General features: G+C 41.7%; 16 protein-coding genes and 1 tRNA gene. 12 read left to right on the top strand and 5 right to left on the bottom strand.

What is annotated here, in order from left to right; translation table 11 throughout:
* Positions 1–56: 56 nt before the first annotated feature.
* Positions 57–1,283 (bottom strand): hypothetical protein, encoded by a 1,227-nt coding sequence (locus tag J4E06_RS09220; protein ID WP_147296615.1) that lies wholly within the window; start codon positions 1,281–1,283, stop codon positions 57–59.
* Between the two features lie 105 nt (positions 1,284–1,388).
* On the opposite strand from J4E06_RS09220, the gene J4E06_RS09215 reads away from it, so the two are divergent.
* Genes J4E06_RS09215 through J4E06_RS09200 form a run of 4 tightly spaced genes read left to right on the top strand, consistent with a single transcriptional unit; the run spans position 1,389 to position 8,840 of the window.
* The gene (locus J4E06_RS09215) at positions 1,389–2,183 is read left to right on the top strand and encodes a M23 family metallopeptidase (RefSeq protein WP_181899447.1); all 795 of its coding nucleotides are present in this window, start codon (positions 1,389–1,391) and stop codon (positions 2,181–2,183) included.
* Complete coding sequence (locus J4E06_RS09210; protein ID WP_116183684.1) at positions 2,170–3,444, top strand: hypothetical protein; 1,275 nt, start codon at positions 2,170–2,172, stop codon at positions 3,442–3,444. Before J4E06_RS09215 ends, J4E06_RS09210 begins: the two co-directional genes overlap by 14 nt.
* 1 nt (position 3,445) lies before the next feature.
* Positions 3,446–3,895: a hypothetical protein gene (locus J4E06_RS09205; protein ID WP_141673213.1), complete on the top strand. Its 450-nt coding sequence runs from the start codon at positions 3,446–3,448 to the stop codon at positions 3,893–3,895.
* A gap of 40 nt (positions 3,896–3,935) precedes the next feature.
* Positions 3,936–8,840: a helicase-like domain-containing protein gene (locus J4E06_RS09200; protein WP_067030391.1), complete on the top strand. Its 4,905-nt coding sequence runs from the start codon at positions 3,936–3,938 to the stop codon at positions 8,838–8,840.
* A 152-nt stretch (positions 8,841–8,992) separates the two neighbouring features.
* Here the strand turns inward: J4E06_RS09200 and J4E06_RS09195 are convergent, their stop codons facing one another.
* From J4E06_RS09195 to J4E06_RS09185, 3 genes are read right to left on the bottom strand one after another with little or no spacing between them, the layout of a single operon-like run.
* Complete coding sequence (locus tag J4E06_RS09195; RefSeq protein WP_116183683.1) at positions 8,993–9,796, bottom strand: HNH endonuclease; 804 nt, start codon at positions 9,794–9,796, stop codon at positions 8,993–8,995.
* 11 nt (positions 9,797–9,807) lie between these two features.
* Positions 9,808–10,629, bottom strand: coding sequence for a DUF8758 domain-containing protein (locus J4E06_RS09190; protein ID WP_067030397.1), 822 nt, complete (start codon positions 10,627–10,629; stop codon positions 9,808–9,810).
* A 4-nt stretch (positions 10,630–10,633) separates the two neighbouring features.
* Positions 10,634–11,518, bottom strand: coding sequence for a DUF488 domain-containing protein (locus J4E06_RS09185; RefSeq protein ID WP_116183682.1), 885 nt, complete (start codon positions 11,516–11,518; stop codon positions 10,634–10,636).
* A 315-nt stretch (positions 11,519–11,833) separates the two neighbouring features.
* Between J4E06_RS09185 and J4E06_RS09180 the strand changes: the two genes are divergently transcribed.
* From J4E06_RS09180 to J4E06_RS09145, 8 genes are read left to right on the top strand one after another with little or no spacing between them, the layout of a single operon-like run.
* The gene (locus tag J4E06_RS09180) at positions 11,834–12,322 is read left to right on the top strand and encodes a PRTRC system protein E (protein WP_116183681.1); all 489 of its coding nucleotides are present in this window, start codon (positions 11,834–11,836) and stop codon (positions 12,320–12,322) included.
* Positions 12,319–12,540, top strand: a complete 222-nt coding sequence (locus J4E06_RS09175) for a PRTRC system protein C (RefSeq protein ID WP_116183680.1) — start codon at positions 12,319–12,321, stop codon at positions 12,538–12,540. Before J4E06_RS09180 ends, J4E06_RS09175 begins: the two co-directional genes overlap by 4 nt.
* Before the next feature lie 36 nt (positions 12,541–12,576).
* On the top strand, positions 12,577–13,620 hold the full coding sequence (locus tag J4E06_RS09170; RefSeq protein ID WP_116183679.1) for a hypothetical protein: 1,044 nt from the start codon (positions 12,577–12,579) through the stop codon (positions 13,618–13,620).
* Positions 13,621–13,622: 2 nt separating this feature from the next.
* On the top strand, positions 13,623–14,330 hold the full coding sequence (locus J4E06_RS09165) for a hypothetical protein (RefSeq protein WP_116183678.1): 708 nt from the start codon (positions 13,623–13,625) through the stop codon (positions 14,328–14,330).
* Positions 14,320–15,099: a PRTRC system ThiF family protein gene (locus tag J4E06_RS09160; RefSeq protein WP_116183677.1), complete on the top strand. Its 780-nt coding sequence runs from the start codon at positions 14,320–14,322 to the stop codon at positions 15,097–15,099. The genes J4E06_RS09165 and J4E06_RS09160 overlap by 11 nt, the downstream gene beginning before the upstream one ends.
* A gap of 37 nt (positions 15,100–15,136) precedes the next feature.
* Complete coding sequence (locus J4E06_RS09155) at positions 15,137–15,790, top strand: hypothetical protein (RefSeq protein ID WP_116183676.1); 654 nt, start codon at positions 15,137–15,139, stop codon at positions 15,788–15,790.
* A gap of 5 nt (positions 15,791–15,795) precedes the next feature.
* The gene (locus J4E06_RS09150; RefSeq protein WP_116183675.1) at positions 15,796–16,122 is read left to right on the top strand and encodes a hypothetical protein; all 327 of its coding nucleotides are present in this window, start codon (positions 15,796–15,798) and stop codon (positions 16,120–16,122) included.
* Positions 16,119–16,370 carry a hypothetical protein gene (locus J4E06_RS09145; RefSeq protein ID WP_116183674.1) on the top strand — a complete coding sequence of 84 codons (252 nt, stop codon included), beginning with the start codon at positions 16,119–16,121 and terminating at the stop codon, positions 16,368–16,370. The genes J4E06_RS09150 and J4E06_RS09145 overlap by 4 nt, the downstream gene beginning before the upstream one ends.
* An 86-nt stretch (positions 16,371–16,456) precedes the next feature.
* On the opposite strand, the gene J4E06_RS09140 is transcribed toward J4E06_RS09145, so the two are convergent.
* Positions 16,457–16,530: transfer RNA gene (locus J4E06_RS09140), tRNA-Met, on the bottom strand.
* Positions 16,531–16,666 lie beyond the last annotated feature (136 nt).

The following is a 16,666-nucleotide window of genomic DNA, read 5'->3' as shown; positions in this document are numbered from 1 at the left end:
GTGATTTGCTAGTTAAGGAACGGAAAAGGGGCGGGAGCGCCCTTTTTCCATTTTTTTTATAGTGCGATTCTATATTCTTTCAACTGCACCTCCTTTCCGCTTTTGGATCGATGTTCCATGGTCTCCCATTCCGAATACCAATTACCGGACTTGGGTTTTAGAATATCTATCGCCTTGTTCAAATAGTTTTTATAGTACGACCAGACCAAAAGTTTAATGGCGTTCGTCTCCAAGGGCAATCGCACCTTGATACTTTCCTCGTTTTTGGAAACCGAGATTCCGTACCGGTTCAATCGATGCTGGTCGAGTATGTTGTTATATCTTAAAAAGCTTTGGGCCAGTTCCTTATTGTACCTTTTCGTATGGTCATAAAATCTGGAAAAGGCTTTTTTGTCGCCAATAGGGAATCTTAGTACCATATCCCTGTCCGTCAACGACAATTTGAATCCGGAATCCTTTATGAAGGTTATGAAATGAAGGTCCCGTAAATAACCTTCTATTTTCTTTTCTCCGGTAAAACTAAGCATAATCTTGTCCACTTTAACGGTTTGCCGTATTTGAAAAAGAATATCGGTTGTTTGTGAATTTATTTCTCCCAACGCCATATACACCACGTTTTTCAATTGGAATTTTTTATGAAAGGCCAAGGCCTCCTTGGGATTCTTGAAAAGAAAGAGTCCGTCAATTTTCTTGGGTATATTGGAATACCATAAGGCATGCTTCGCAGCTGATTCCCGGTAGGGGGCCACATTTTTGCCCGCGTCGACGAAATACCCGCAAACGGTATTCTGCATATTGAACAGGGGGAAAAGAATCTCCCCTTTTTCGTTTAGGAACATACGGCCGGTAAAAGAGGGTAAATCGGCAGCATCACCGTACAGGCCTTCGCCATTATTTTGGATGGGAAGTCTATAAGAATCGAAATGATTGAAATCCTTGGGCACTTTTTTGAACTCACCCTTCCAATCCCTTGATATGGTCAAAGCGTCAGTCTCCAATACCTTTGTATGGTAGGCCGCTACCTTGTCCCATAGCATTTCTTTTTGTACGCCCTCAATTTTCGAGACGTGTTCGGTGATCAGATCTGTTGCCGAGAGTTTTTCCTTCGGACGTTGGGCCTTATAGTACAAAAAGCCCTCTTCTGTATATATGACTATATAATACAGTCCGGCATTTTCGAAAATGCGATGGGTCTTTTCCGTTCGAATACTTTGGAAACCCAAGTGTTCAAAAAGTTTGGGGAGATGAATCCTATAGTCTTCCACAAGCCATTTGTTCATCATATCCTATTAATGTTTGTGTATTTGCATTAAAATAATATATTTGCTTATAAATACAAATATATGAATTTTTTTGAATTCACAACATTTCGAACAAAAAATATCATCTTGGGCATTTGGGAATGCTTGAAACAATTGGGAAGAAAGGAGTTGGCCTATCTTCTTTTATTGACGCTTGTATGCCTTGTGTATTTTGTACAGGGAGATCACAAGATGTCGGAAACGAGACTGCATGACGCCACCGTTGCCATGGCCCAGTATCAAGAACGCCTAAAACTGAATATAAATTCCGATTATGGCGATTCACTGACCGTTCAAAAAGAGCGGGAACAACTACTGATGGCCATCGAGGAACGCATCGTGACGTATCTCTATCAAATTCCCGATTATTCCTATATAGGTTCACTGGAAACGTACTTGAAATGTCGCCACGTACTATTGGAGCAACTCCCTTCCGCCGTTCCCTTGGAAAAAGGAGATTATATACTTTCGAGCGATTACGGTATTCGGAGCCATCCGATTTCCGGAAAGACAAAAAAACATTTTGGAATCGATTTGGCCGCATCCAACGGCAAACCCGTCTACGCATCGGCCTCCGGTATCATTACCGATATTTTCTATTCCGATAAGGGCTATGGAACCCATATCATAATCAAGCACCGATTCGGTTTTCAGACCCTTTATGGGCATCTGGATAAAGTTTTGGCCCATAAGGGCCAAAAGGTCGAACAGCATGAACTCATCGCTACCGTGGGAAGTTCGGGAAGTTCCACTGGCTACCACTTACATTACGAGACCATCAAAAATCAAGTAAAGATCGATCCGAGACCCTCACTTGCCTTAAAGAAGAAGATATATGAACATGTAATCCAAATAAATCCAAATAAAGATGGAGAAGAATAGCATAAAACGTTGGCAGAAGGTACTGCGTTCGGCAAGAAGGCTGTACCATTCCGTAAATAACTATAGGATGAGCGCTAAAGACCCCGATTTCAGGGATTTCAGCCTTCTGGAATACGACAAAGTAACACCTGAAGAGGTAAACGATGCGAAACGATTGGGTTTCATGAAACAACTCCAGCTTGCAAAAAGGGGATATGTAGATAAGAACCTTAAATTACAATTGGTAGCCGCAAAACGGAAAGAACGTTTTATAGAACAAGACCACAAGATTGTTCCCTTCGGAAATCTTCGGGTCATGGAAGGGGAAAAGCTAGTGGCCATGATGCAATTGGGCTTTGACACCCTTAACGAAACTTTCTGCGTAGCCTATCGCAATCATGAAAATATTCCCCTATGGAAACCTTATGACACGGTAAGATTGGAACGGTACTTTGGTGCACTGCATCCGGAAATGGGCAATAAACTTAAATTAAGCCATATTTTTTTCGATATAGGTGCTCTGAAAGTCGGCCAAGATTACAAATTGGCGATTTGTCGGGTCTATAATGATGCCGTTCGGCAAACATTTCATAGCAACACCTATTTTCAAAATAGTATTTCCTCCCCAAAGGAAGACCTATTAGTGAACCCCAAAAACTATTTTGGCCAGCAATTTTATCTGTCCTTGTCGCAAGGGAAGGAAACCATAATGACATTGACCGAGGCGACCGACCTTTATTTTGTTTTTCAGTCATTTATGGAAACGGCACCGAAACAGGAATCCATTTATTTTGAAAAGCAAGAGTTTAAGAAGCGATTTCTCGATAGCGGAATTATAGTATTGGCCCATCTTAAACATGGACTCCGCCTAGGGGTTCAAAATGGAACGTTACAGATAGGGAAACATGACGGGGCAAATGGAAAGGGGCGTTTACGCTGGGAAAATTTTGAAAGCCGGATGCAATCGGGTTCGCTCTCGGCCATTGAAAAGTACTATATATCGAAAGAGGTCATTTCAAAAAAGAACTTTTTGGTCGAAACGGATGCCATTTCCTTGAAATCCGACACCAATGAGGCCAGTCTAAAAAAGCACTATGGCACAGGAAAATGGCATTTTTTGGAAGGGAAACATCATCGGTCAGCAATGAATTCCAGACCGGTTGACGACTCGGTATTGGAACACATCAACCGAACCTATTCCCGAAGTACTAATTTCCAAACTGCGTTGGCAAAACTTCAAAAAAATCAAACCATACAAACTGCACAAATAAAACAACAATAGCATGGATCGGAATATGCTTATACATCAGGGCAACACCTTTGAGAAGGTAATGGAAACCATCGATTTTACCTACTACATGGATTTTAGCGAAGGGGACGATAACGGCAGTGTTATTCTATTCGATAGGGAAACACAAAAGTTGGTTTCGGATAACTATATGGCGAACCGTGATTTGTACGAAAACCTTTTGTACTACAATTACGAATGGATTTGTAAAAGGCTCAGATATGCCAGAAAATGTATGGTCGAAGAACACGGAATCGACCTTGCCAAGGAATATTTTCTCAAACATGAAAAAGAGTTCCAGGGAATTCTTTGCAGGTCTGAAAATATAACGGACAAATGCAATATGGCTTTACAAAAGGACTTGGGTTTTACGCTCTCAAGAAATGATCTGCAAGAAGTTCGCAAGCTTCTGAACAGTAACCAAAACAAAGGATTAATTATGTAACATAACCATCCGATCAAGTTCCTTAACTCACTCACTCAAAATGAAATACTCAAAAAAGAAGTACCTGGATTATTTGGTCAGGACGATTGAAGCACTCCACAGTCCTGAAAATCAATCCCATTTTTTCATCAACAATCCAGGATTCGGAAATATCTTCGACATTCTAAAAAATGATGCCTACCGGGCACAGCTCATTAGGATATTGGAGAAATATTATGGCGAAGAATACACAAACACCATTATCGGTAGCCTAAAAAAAGGATCGCTTAATTCTTTTTACACCCCCGAGCCGATTATCGATGCAATATCCCACTATTTAAAAACCCAAGGGTCCTTTACTCCTAAAACCATTCTTGAGCCAAGCGCCGGTAACGGGCTGTTCATTCGGGAATTGTTGAGGCGCTATCCCTCCGCGAAGTTTACCGCTTTTGAAAAGGAGATACTAACCGTACGAATATTGGAGCACAACTTCAGGTTCCGGCAGCGGGTCAAAATCTTCGGCGTTCCCTTTGAAAACCTTTCCCGGACCGATGCTGCGAAAAGCTATGACCTGGTCATCAGCAATGTGCCCTTTGGGGACAATAAAATATTCGACAGCGGTCTAATGGGCCATCCGTTACAAACCAAGATTTCCAGAAATATCCATTCCTATTTTGTCTACAGAAGTCTTGAATGTCTAAAACCTTCAGGTGTTTCCATTTTGATATGCACCAAGAATTTTATGGACAGGACCAAATACGTTCCAATTCGGGAGCATATCATCAAGCGAAACAATTTTATGGGTGGGGTGCGTCTGCCCGATACTACGTTTTCCAAAGAGAACACGGCTATTGTAACGGATATTCTGGTTTTCCAAAATAACCGGCGTATTGAAACTTCGAACGAACAGAAGAAAATAAACAGCTTGTTTGCCAACAGTTCAGAGCAAACCGTAGGGAAAAATAATGTTCAGATAAACGACTACTATACCGAATATACCTCCCAAATTATTGGAACTATCGAAGAAGGCGGTCTCTACAACAATGCGGACTACACCGTAAAAAGCGATAAAGGCTTGGCGCATATCGCTCTTGAAATCAAAGCGTTGATGGCAGGATTTACCGTGCAACCAAAGGCGCAAAAAAAGGCCACAATTCCGGCCATTGCCCCAAAACCTAAAGAAACCTCGCAGGCGGAAGAAACGGCCATCGGTATTTCCGGTGCTGACGATCCCGAACTTAAACCTGGAAATCTGACCATCAAGCAACAAAAACTCTATAAAGTAGAAGAGGAAAACGGTTTACGGTTATTGAAAGTAAAGCCCCGGGAGTTCGATAGGCTGTCAAAAATAATAGCGCTGCGGGATACCTATTTCAAATTTTTACGGGCACCCGAAGAACAGATCGACAAGGTAAGGGACGAGCTAGACTATCAATACGATGCCTTCAATTTCCAGTACGGGCGGCTCCATGACAAAGCCAACTATCCCTTTGTGACCTTGGATATTCAGGGGCCTTTGATTTTGGGGCTGGAAACACCGAAAGACGGAAACTTTATCAAATCGGAGGTTTTCAATAAATCATTCCGGTCGATTTCAAAAGAAAAGCCGCAAGAGCCGAAGAAAGTGCTCAGCTTGGAAGATGCCATTTATTATTCCCTGAACAAATTCAATCGAATAAAATTGGATTCCCTGGTTTCGAACACGGGCATGGAACAGGACGAAATCATAAAAAAGGCTTTGGATCTGCAACTATTGTTTTTGGACCCGAAGGAGCAGGGATGGGAACTGGCCCCCAAGTTCCTGTTTTTATCGGGAACCATTTACGAAAAACTGAATGCCTATCGCAAAAACGATTTTGGGGAATATCAGTCCTATGTGGACAAATCCTATATCGAACGTACTGTTGTTGCCTTGGAAAAGGTAAAGCCACCGATGACCCCTTACGAGGATCTGGATATCAAACTCCATGAACCGTGGTTTCCCATTGAATATACCCAAGCCTTCATTTTCGACACCTACCGCTCCTTGGTACATATCGCCTATAACGAGAGTACCTCCAAGTACATGGTCAAAATCGAAAAGACGGATTATGAGTATATCAAAAAATTCAGCGTGCGTACGGAACATCGCTATTACAATTTCAAAGAGATATTGGAAGGCGCATTGAACTCCACCATACCCTACGTCACAAAAGGCTCGAAACAATATAAGCGCACGGACAAGGCGAAAATGCAGGAAATACGCATCAAGTTCGACCTTATTTACAAGGAGTTTACCGCATACATCTTGGGCAAGCCTGAAATCAAGGCGCAATTGGAGCGTATTTTTTACAATACCTACGATGCCCAGGTCCATCCGAAATACGACGGTGACTACCTTCATTTTGAAGGGCTGCAATATTTTACCCCGTACAAAAGCCAAATGGATACGGTTGCGGGAATCATCGTAAACCAAGGCCTTTTGGTCAACAAGGAAGTCGGTTTTGGAAAAACCTTGGATATTGCCCTTACGACCCAGAAACTAAAGGAGCTGAACCTCTCGGAAAAGACATTGGTCATCGGTCTTCGCTCCACCGTGGTGCAATTGGAACGGGAGTTGTTAAATGCATTTCCCACGATGAAACTATTGGTGGCCCATGATAAGGTAGTAAACGGGAAGACAAAGCGAGACACCTTTTTTAAGAAAATAAAAAATGGCCGGCATGACGTCGTGCTGATGAGTCATGACACGTTTAAGTTCATACCCCAATCCCCCGAGATCATCCATGAAATCATAAGCGAGGAGCTGGCAAACCTTGAACGCGACCTTAGCGTAATCAACGAAAATAAATACGATGTAGGCAAAAGGGTGCTCAAAGGTCTGGAGAAACGAAAGGAAAACCTGAACGTAACCTTGGAGCAGGTCTATTACCAGATCAAAAGCAAACAGAACGATGCCATCGATTTTGAGCAGATGGGGTTTGAACATATTATGGTAGATGAATCCCACAAGTTCAAGAACCTGATGTACACAACAAGGCACCACAGGGTTGCGGGGCTGAATACCAACAAAGGCTCCGAACGCAGTAAAAACCTTTTGGTGGCCATCCGAACACTGCAGAGGGCAAAGACAAGGGATTTTCAGACCACTTTTCTATCGGGTACGCCCATTTCCAATTCCATTACGGAGGTCTATGTGCTGTTCAAATATCTAATCCCGCATAGAATGGAACAGATGAACATTACATCATTCGACCAATGGGCACAGGTCTTCGCCAACAAATCCTATGAATTTGAACCTACCGTCTCGGGGGATTATAAAGTTCGCGAACGCTTTCGTTCGTTCAAGAAAATGAAACTGTTGTCCTCACTGTACAATGAGATTTCCATAATTGTCAACGGAACCACGCACCAAATCGATAGGCCCAAAATGCAGCTCGATGTGCACACGCTAAAACCCACGGCGGCCCAATTGGAATATTTTGAACAGATCAAGGAATTTCTAAGAACGGGGGACAGCAGCCTATTATATGGGGATAAGGACTATACGGAAGACCAAAAAAGCGCCCTCTCACTGATTGCCTTGCACCACATGAGAAACGCCTCCATAGACCCAAGGATGTTGAACCAGAACCTAGAAGATCCGGGCGATGCCAAACTGCAGAAAATAGCCTCCGAGGTATATGACACCTATAGGAAAACGGACGCTTTTAAAGGTACACAGGCCATTTTTTCGGACCTGGGCGTACCGAAAGACACATTTAATATTTACGATGAACTCAAACGCATTCTGACCGAAGAATTCGATATTCCCAAAGAAGAAGTGGTATTTATCCATGATTTCAAGACCGACAACAAGCGGCTGGAATGCTTTAAGCAAGTGAACGAAGGCACTTATAGGGTCATCATCGGTTCTACTGAAAAGTTGGGGACCGGTACCAATATCCAAGAAAGATTGGTACGCATCCATCACGTGGACATTCCCTATCGTCCGACGGACATCGACCAACGAAACGGTAGGGGAGTCCGTAAAGGCAATATTGGCGCAAAGCAGCATTTTGGGGACAAGGTCGTTGTTTCCTTTTACATTGTCGAAAACTGTACCGATGCCCTCATGCTCAACAACGTCAACATCAAGAAAAATTTTATCGAGCAATTGACCAATGGCACCATACAGTTCAATCGGCTGGATATGGGCGCGGTAAACGATGAGGGCACCATAGATTACAAAACGCTCTTGGCGGTCGCAAAGAACGACCCGTTGTATCTGGAAAAAGAGGAATTGGGCAAAGAATTGGACGAACTGGAACTGGAACGATCCATTTTCAAGAAGAACCGTTTGGAGGCCAAGAACAATATCGCCTTTTATGAAACCGAACTGACAAGAACGACAAAGAATATTGACAAACTTGAAAAAGACCTGTCCTTGTGGACCACGCTGCAAGAAAAGGACGTTTACTATAGTGCATTGGGAAAGGCACTTGATAGCCCCGATACCATGGATGCCAATATGTTGGGCCAAATACTTAATTCGAGGTTACAGGCCAAACGGGAAGAAGTTGGCCAGCATACCATTATGACTATATCCAATGCAAGACTGGTTCTTGACGTAGAAGACAAATTGCACCACCGCTTATTGGTACTTACCCCGAATGCCTCCTATGGTTATGGTTCCAAGAGAATCGTGGCCAACTGGCAAAGCCTGACCGACTATGTTTACAATGCCCTATCCAAAATCCCGAAATCCCTCTTGGCACAAAAGGAACATCTGGCCGAGTACAAAAAATCCATAAAGGCCAACCGGAAAGTATTGGAACTTGAATTCGACAAGACCGAAAAACTGGCATTGGTTCAGAAAAGGCTCGTAGAAATCAATACCGACCTTGATGAAAAGTACGATGCCGAACCGGAGGAAAAAGAAGAGAAATGTAACTCACAAAGTGCACGGTCACAGAATATAAACATGAACCAAGAAATTTCAATGTAAGGTTTAGGGCGTTGCCCGGGCTATCCGCTATATCGCCCTTGCGGGCCCCAAGGTTTCGTAAGCCCAAAAAGAGCTCCGTTGTCGCTTTCTTGGGCAACGAACCCTAACGGCCCGCCGCGTTCGATGCCGCTGCTATCCCTAACGCTTGCTTTTTACTCCTTGACCATTCTCTCCGTAAAACGCCTTATAGGCGATTGATTTTCATTTCGTTCTAACCAATCATTAAATAAATTCAGCTCAGAAGCTCCACAGTTAATTACATATTCAACACCCATAATTACAAGAACGAAATAATATATGCCCGGTTCGATGATTAAGAAATCCAATTCGTGAAGTACTTCGTAGGGTTTAGGATTGAATATAGGGTCTACAAACCGCGCCTCTTCGGAATAAATTCTACGCTGACTATAAATCCATTGTTCTCCTTTTCCAAACCGGGCATATTCACGTAATGGGTCTAATTCGGACATATCAATAACTTCATTCAGATTTGACTGGTTATGACCTGCTTTTAAAGCAAATAACTCCAGAGCGGTCTTTGCAAGAAAACGGGACATTTGGTAGTTTTTGTTTTCAGGCATATCCACCACTTCAAACATTAATTTATTGACCTTCTTGTTGCGTATTAAGTTTATTACTTTAGTATCATCGCCTCTAAAACCCAAACTATCCCCATCCATATACATATCAAACCAGCCACCATCTTTATGCGGAAATAGGGTTTTGTATGGGATGTTACGCTCTTTTTTAGATTTGATATTGTTTCTAAATCTTACATTTTGGAAATACTTCATCTCCAATAATGGTTTCTCAATTTTCACGGCAAAATATTGGTTACATTCATCACATACCACACCAGGTCGAAGAATCAATTCTTTATTGCCTAACGATTCTGGAATGATATGCTGAATACTTGAAGACCTGCCGGACGATTTCTTGCAGAAAATACAACGCATAATTCAAAAAATTAAAATAAGCTAGTTTGTATTTCAATACCCGGTGTGAAAGTTCCAATTATCATAAATGGATTTTTAGAACGATAATGAAATGCCTTGGTTGTGCCCAAATACAAATGCAAATCTTTTTTCAAAGCAAAATAGTCGAAGTATTTCTGCCTGACTTTCTCAACGGCAACCGCTTCATTTCCTTCTGCTGCCGCAAGTGTGTTTCTAAATAGTGCTCCAATTTCCCAATCTTCAATCATCATTGTACTTGACACCCCGTTTTCATCTTCAATTACATAAGAGAATTTATATGGAAGTTTTGCCACAACCTCGAAGGGTTCTTCTTCCATTTCGAATAAATTCCCTTGTTCTTGTAGCGCTTTTTGTTCATCTAATTTTTTCTTATCCCATTCGGCCGAAACTTTCTCGACTTTGAAATCGGTTACCTTAGCAGGTTTAAAGACGGCTAGGGATGTGCAGATGTCCTTATCGTGTGCTTCGGCTATAAGTGCCTTGATATCCGTATAAACTTTTCCAAGAACAATTTGTTTGCGTTTATACCAATTGCCTTTGGTATCAATTGTATTCAGAAGTGTAATCGGTGTGTCAATAGTGGCCGGTCGAAAACTTTCAGGTCTAAAGTCCTTGTCGTTATTTACAATATCTAATTCAATCCATTGGTATTTTGTATACTTCTCGTCCTTTTTTAGCTTCCTAAATGGTATAGGATATAGTCTTATCCAAGAACCGTCTTCTAGAAAACCTGCCGTACACACAAGTTCTCCGTATTTCGCCGAAAGGGAAGGGTAGGTTTTTACAGTGATAAGTACTTTTGTAAGCGCCATTTTTTTAAATATGCTTCAAATCGTATTTAAAATTAGGAGACTTCTTCAAATTTTCAGCTAGGTGGGTTCTATGGCATTGACAGGTATCGGCCTCAAAACAAGTAAGGGCAATACGCCTGTGTTTTTCCAACAAACTGAGTATAAAATTTTGACTTTCAATGGCCTCTTTTAGTACGGTCGCCTTATATTCATCGAAAAGCAAATCATAGTCTTCTTGCGTATTTAATTCTCGCCTTTTACTAGAATCAATGCCTACATCCGGAATATGGATGTACTCAATTCCCAATCGACTACAAAAACTACTTAAAGACTTTTTGCTAAAACCGTATTTCTGGCTCAAGGGGTTTCTTCTGACGTCTACAAGAAGATGGACATTGTTTTTTAGTAACCTGTTTAAGTATTCCTCTAGCGAAATACCTTCATACCCAATAGTAAATAAAACTGTAGATTCATCATTATGACGTGCAGTTACAACTCTTTCAAAAAACTTTTCTGGAAGAATTCTCTCTGCTATAATGCTATTGGTGGCATAATACGGAAAATTGATATATGTATGTTTTGTAATGACATCCGTTTTCATGCTTCCGTAAAGCTCGAAAGTTTCGTTGACAAGTTGCTTATCTACTGGGGTAAGTTCTTTATAATATTTCTTCTTTACATTAAGACTATAGGTTTTCTCTGATTCAACTAACCAATCATGTTTTACCATAGCCGCCAAATCCGCCTTCAGAGAATACGAATAGCACCCATATCGATAAGGAACGAAATCATAGTTGGGTTCTTTCTGCATTTGGGTCAACAAAAACATAAGTTTTTGAAGACGAGTGCTTTCCAATCCATCTTCAAACTTTTCCAGTAAAGCAAAAACCAACTTTCTTCGATAAAACATGATGTAAAATTACTTATTAATAAACAAACAGAAATATCAAGGTAATTCCTTAATGAAAAAGAACTACATGAATGCAAACGTAGAATAAGCGTTTTGATTGTTATTTCGGATGTAGAATCCAGCGCCCTATCGGGCGCTTTTTTGTGGACAGGGAGAAGGAAGAAAAGGGTGGATTTTAGCCTGTTTTTACGAGGATTCCCACGGGTATGGGCGTATCTTGAAAGAGAGTTAAGGAAGGAGCGGGGCAAATTAATACGGTGCAAACCAAGCCCCGCTTTTAACTAAATTTTTTTAAGAACTATAAATACCGTTACTATGACAGACTTCTTTTCAACATTACGGCAAACGGGTATAGAACAATATGGCATAAGTGTCTCTTTTGATGGGGATTCGGTCAGCGTGTCCGTTTTGCCCAAATCGAGTGCCAAGGACAAGGCCCTCCAATCCATAAAACCGCTTACCCTACGGGGAAACGTAACGGAAGTGGACGAGAAATTCTTTCAAGTTCTTCAAAAACCATTGGAGCAGACCAAGGCACTTTTCAGAAACACCGTTGCTTTTGAAAAAGCCTTGGCGGAAACCGAACAAAAGACCCAACAGGCCAAGAAGAAAAAAGAATCGACTACCAAAAAGGTCACCGAGTTAAAGCAACTTCTAAAAGAGAAGGACTTTAACCCCATGAGCGACCATAAGAAGGCAACGGACATTGCCAACGAAATCTTGAAGATAGACCCGAACCACAAGGAAGCGCAAAAGGTCATCAAGGATATGAAAGCATACGAATCCCCAAAACTTTTTCAATGATGGAAATCGCAACGATAGAACGCAAGTACATCTACCAAGACGGCAACAACAATGCCATTGAGTTGGATGATTTGGATAGCCAATTGACCCATCAGCAAGTGATGGAACACTATTCGCAGATCTATGCCGAACTGACCAACGCCAATATCATGGACAAGGGCATAGTCAATGGCCATCATGAAATCCATTTCAAGACCTTGGCAGGAACAAAGGGATAGACCGATGAACGTAGACGAATTTCTAAATCACGAAAGATGCACCCACAAACCGACACCCCTTTTATCGAAAGAACTCAAAGAGTTCCACGCCCGATTGTTCAAGGCGGTTCAACAATCCCATTACAGGTACGGAACGCAAAGACCGAAAGTCTTGCAACCAAAGGTTTTTCCCTTTCTGACCTGAGCGTTCTGCCTATTCTTTCCAAGCCGATAATCGAGGACGGATCATCGGTTGATATAAAGGCACTTGCCAGTTTAATGGTGGATGCCACCCGTAACTTTTCGGGAAATATTGACGACTGGCGGTTTTCGGCATCCGATAGCTTGGATGATTTGATATTGCGATGTGCCAATCGGCTGAAAGAAAGGGCAAGAATTGACCATATCGAAGTTTTACGGGAAGATGCCGACCTGCGCTTGGTCTTGAAACGCCATATCGGGAATCGTAGCACGGTCTATTGCATTCCGTTGCGACCCGTTATGCCCCTTCGATGGAAAAACCCTATGCTTTTTGATATACTAATGTCCTTTATCAAAAGCCTACCCTATATCAATCTTTTCCATACGGGAGAGGATAGGGTGGACTGGCTTTGGGAATATCTATTTGAGGAAGAAGCCTACCATAGGAAAAACGGGAGTGTTTTTGGTAATTGTAACTCGGTCAGGTTCTTTGGTCGCTACCAAAAGCTGTTCGACGAATACGAACCACAGGATTGGAAATTCCTTTTACTAAAATACCGTCCTCGAAAACCCCTGCACAAGGGAATCAAGGAACTGTTATCAAAAGCCGATACCATTGATTTTCGGGTGCCGTTCCGTATCGGAACAAGGGATGCCTATGAAAGTATGTTCGAGCATTGGGAATCTTTCCTGATAGTTGACGATGCGGACAGTGAATTTACCCGTTCCTATATCGAAATGCTCAACGAATGTTCCAACGAATATGACATTATTTCTGCCTATGAACTAACTACGGTCGAAAAAGGTAACCTACAGCCCTTTGAGGAAGGGTCGACCTACAAACTTAATCGATTGGAAGAATTTCTTACCGATCTCAACGAACTTTTAAGACTGCTTTGAACATGGAACAGATTGCCAATTTACGGCCCGATGAACACTTTCTTCCAAAATTTGCCATTATCGGTTATTCCCAAGAAGAAGATTATTACAACAGGGGGCACTACTTTTCATATCACAACATCGTAGGGGCAAAGCTTACGGCAGGGATGCCGCTGACCAAGGATACCGCCCGAAACCTCTTTAGGTGTTTGGAAGGGGATTTGATAAAGTTCAGGTTTAAGGGAATGTTGCCCAAGAACCTTATTCATTTTGATTTCAAAGGAAATCTCCAACTGGTATGGTACGTCCATCCAAAACAGCACACCCTGTATTTCGATACACGAACGGGTATCGCTTCGGGAAATTATCCCTTGCCAAAACTGATCTTCAAGCTTGAAGGGAACACCCTTAAAGTCTTTGCCCTCCATCGAAAGGATACATTGACCGACACCGTTTCATTGTACCACGCACCGTTATTGAACGTAGGGAGGCAAGGAAATGTATGTATGGGCAATGCCTCGATGGATTATGACGGCTTTGACTATTACGAGGACATCATGGGGTTTGTCGAGCAGCAATTCTTTCGTTCCGTTTTTACGGCTACCCATCACAACAACATTGCGAAAGGGAACATTGTGGATGTAATGAAACGGAATTTCAGGAAAACATTCTTTGATGACGCTCTACTGAAAAAAAACAAATTGACCTTAAAGGATTTATATGAAAACTAGAATTCATTTCGCTCCCAACTACTTTTACAATCCAACACATCCCATAACCATTGCATTGATCGGGGTAGGGGGTACAGGTTCCCTGATGCTGGCACGGTTGGCACGGATGGATTTTGCCCTGCGCCAAATCGGACACCCAGGTTTGCACATAATCGCCTATGATTCGGATATGGTTGAAAACAACAATGTTGGCAGACAACTCTATGCCCTTAGTGATGTAGGGGAGTATAAAGTGGTCAATGCCGTCAATAAGGTAAATATTGCCTTTGGTCTGCAATGGGAAGGAATTCCCATGGATGCACTTCCCGATGGCGAGGATATTCGGGCGAACATCATCATCACTTGTGTCGATAATGCCCGATTTAGAACGCTGTTATCAAAATCGCTTGCATTTCCCTTCAAGGGGTCTGAATATCAAAGCATGTTCTATTGGCTGGACATTGGCAACTGTAGGGATAGTGGGCAATTCGTGTTAGGAACTTTGTTCGAGGAAGAACGAAATATGGAACGGGAAGATTTTGAAATGGTGGACAAACTCAAAAACATCATCGATTTTTTTCCCGATTTGGATGCCCATGACATTCCCCGTCTTCAAGGTGCGGGATGTGCCTATTCCGATAAGCTGAACGAGCAATCACTTTTCATCAACGATGTACTGGTCGCCCATGCTTCCGATTGCCTATTTCGGTTATTGTACCACAAGCAGATTCAAAAGCATGGGGCATTTGTGAATTTGGAGAGTGGGAAGGTCAATTCGATTTTGGTCTAATTGAGAATTAAAATATTGACGCTAAAAAATATCAGACATGGAAACGTTGCATTATAAAGGATATGAAATCAAAATCGAGCGGGATGATTTTCCCCAAAATCCACTTAGGGATTGGGATGGGCATGTACTTTTTTGTCTAAACCACAAACGATATGATTTGCATAATAACACCGATTTTGATACCAATGAATTTGAGAGTTGGGAAGCTATAAGAGAAGCTATTGAAGATGAATATTGCCCCTTGGCCATATTGTCAGTTTTCATGTACGACCACGGTGGCATTACTATTAAGACTAGCCCTTTTATTTGCTGTTGGGATAGCAGCCAAATCGGTTTTGCCTTTATAGATATTCCTACGTTGAAGCAATGGGGTTTACGGGCAGGGGATAAAACTGCCAAGGAATTGGAAGAAATGATTAGGGACAATGTTCGGTTGTACGATGATTATTTGACGGGTAATGTATTCGGTTACTCCATTGCCGATTCCAGTGGAAATACTTTGGACAGTTGTTATGGCTATTATGGGGATTTGGGAAAGGAAGATATGATCGGGGAAGCAAAATCAAATGATGAGCATTACTTAAGGCAAAAGATCGTTAAACACGCTATTAAAGTGAAAAGATGGATCAGGTCACAAGTTCCATTAATATATAGGCAATCAATTGGCCAAATTCATTTTTACTCTAAATAACAAAAATGAAAACAAATAAAAAGAACAGATCTAACATCAAAGAACAGCATTACGGGACAATTCACAATTTCGTCTACCACAACGAAAGGACAGGATTATATGGTAAAAAGTTGGAAGCCTTGTACCGATTGGTGCAATGGAAGGGAAAACCTCTTGATTTTCCGACTGACCATAAATTCTATAATGTCAAGGTTATAGAATATGCCGATAGGGATTTCATAGGTTTTATCAGAACGGGGTTTTCAAAAAAAGCTTTCTTTCCGTGTAAATTGCAGACCGTTGCGCTTCGGCTTTTGGGTAATACTGGCAAATCAAAAGCACCATTGCAATGACCATGTATGCACATTTAATCACGATTTTTAGAAAAATCGACCCAGAAAAACTGTATTGGGAGTTTACCTATTTTGAGGAAAGGTCTTTTCAATCCGCAGCATTTGGGGCAAGAAAAAAAGAATTATTCAAAATTGATGGCAAATTCTACCGTGTGGATATAGTCGAAAAAATTAGCCCTTTGAAACAGCTTCCGAATTTGGTGGTCAAGCACGGTAGGCACACTATTTTTAGAGACTATGTGGAATGATAAGGAAAAACCAAAAATGTTGTACATATGTTGTACAGAACAAAAAAACCCAAGATTTTCGTCTTGGGTTTTTTATCATCAAAAAGTAGCGAGAGGGGGACTTGAACCCCCGACCTCTGGGTTATGAATCCAACGCTCTAACCACCTGAGCTACCTCGCCATTTACTACAATATTTCAATTTTGTCTCCGGGTTATGAATCCGACGCTCTAACCAGCTGAGCTACCTCGCCGTGATTTTGCTAAGCGGGTGCAAATATATGTTTAAATTTTCGCTGAATCAAAATTCAGGATTAAT

It is taken from the genome of Allomuricauda sp. NFXS6 (genome assembly GCF_040148835.1).
Taxonomy (GTDB): Bacteria; Bacteroidota; Bacteroidia; order Flavobacteriales; family Flavobacteriaceae; genus Flagellimonas.
Note: the sequence above shows the minus strand (reverse complement) of the source record. Positions and strands in the feature narration are given on the sequence as shown.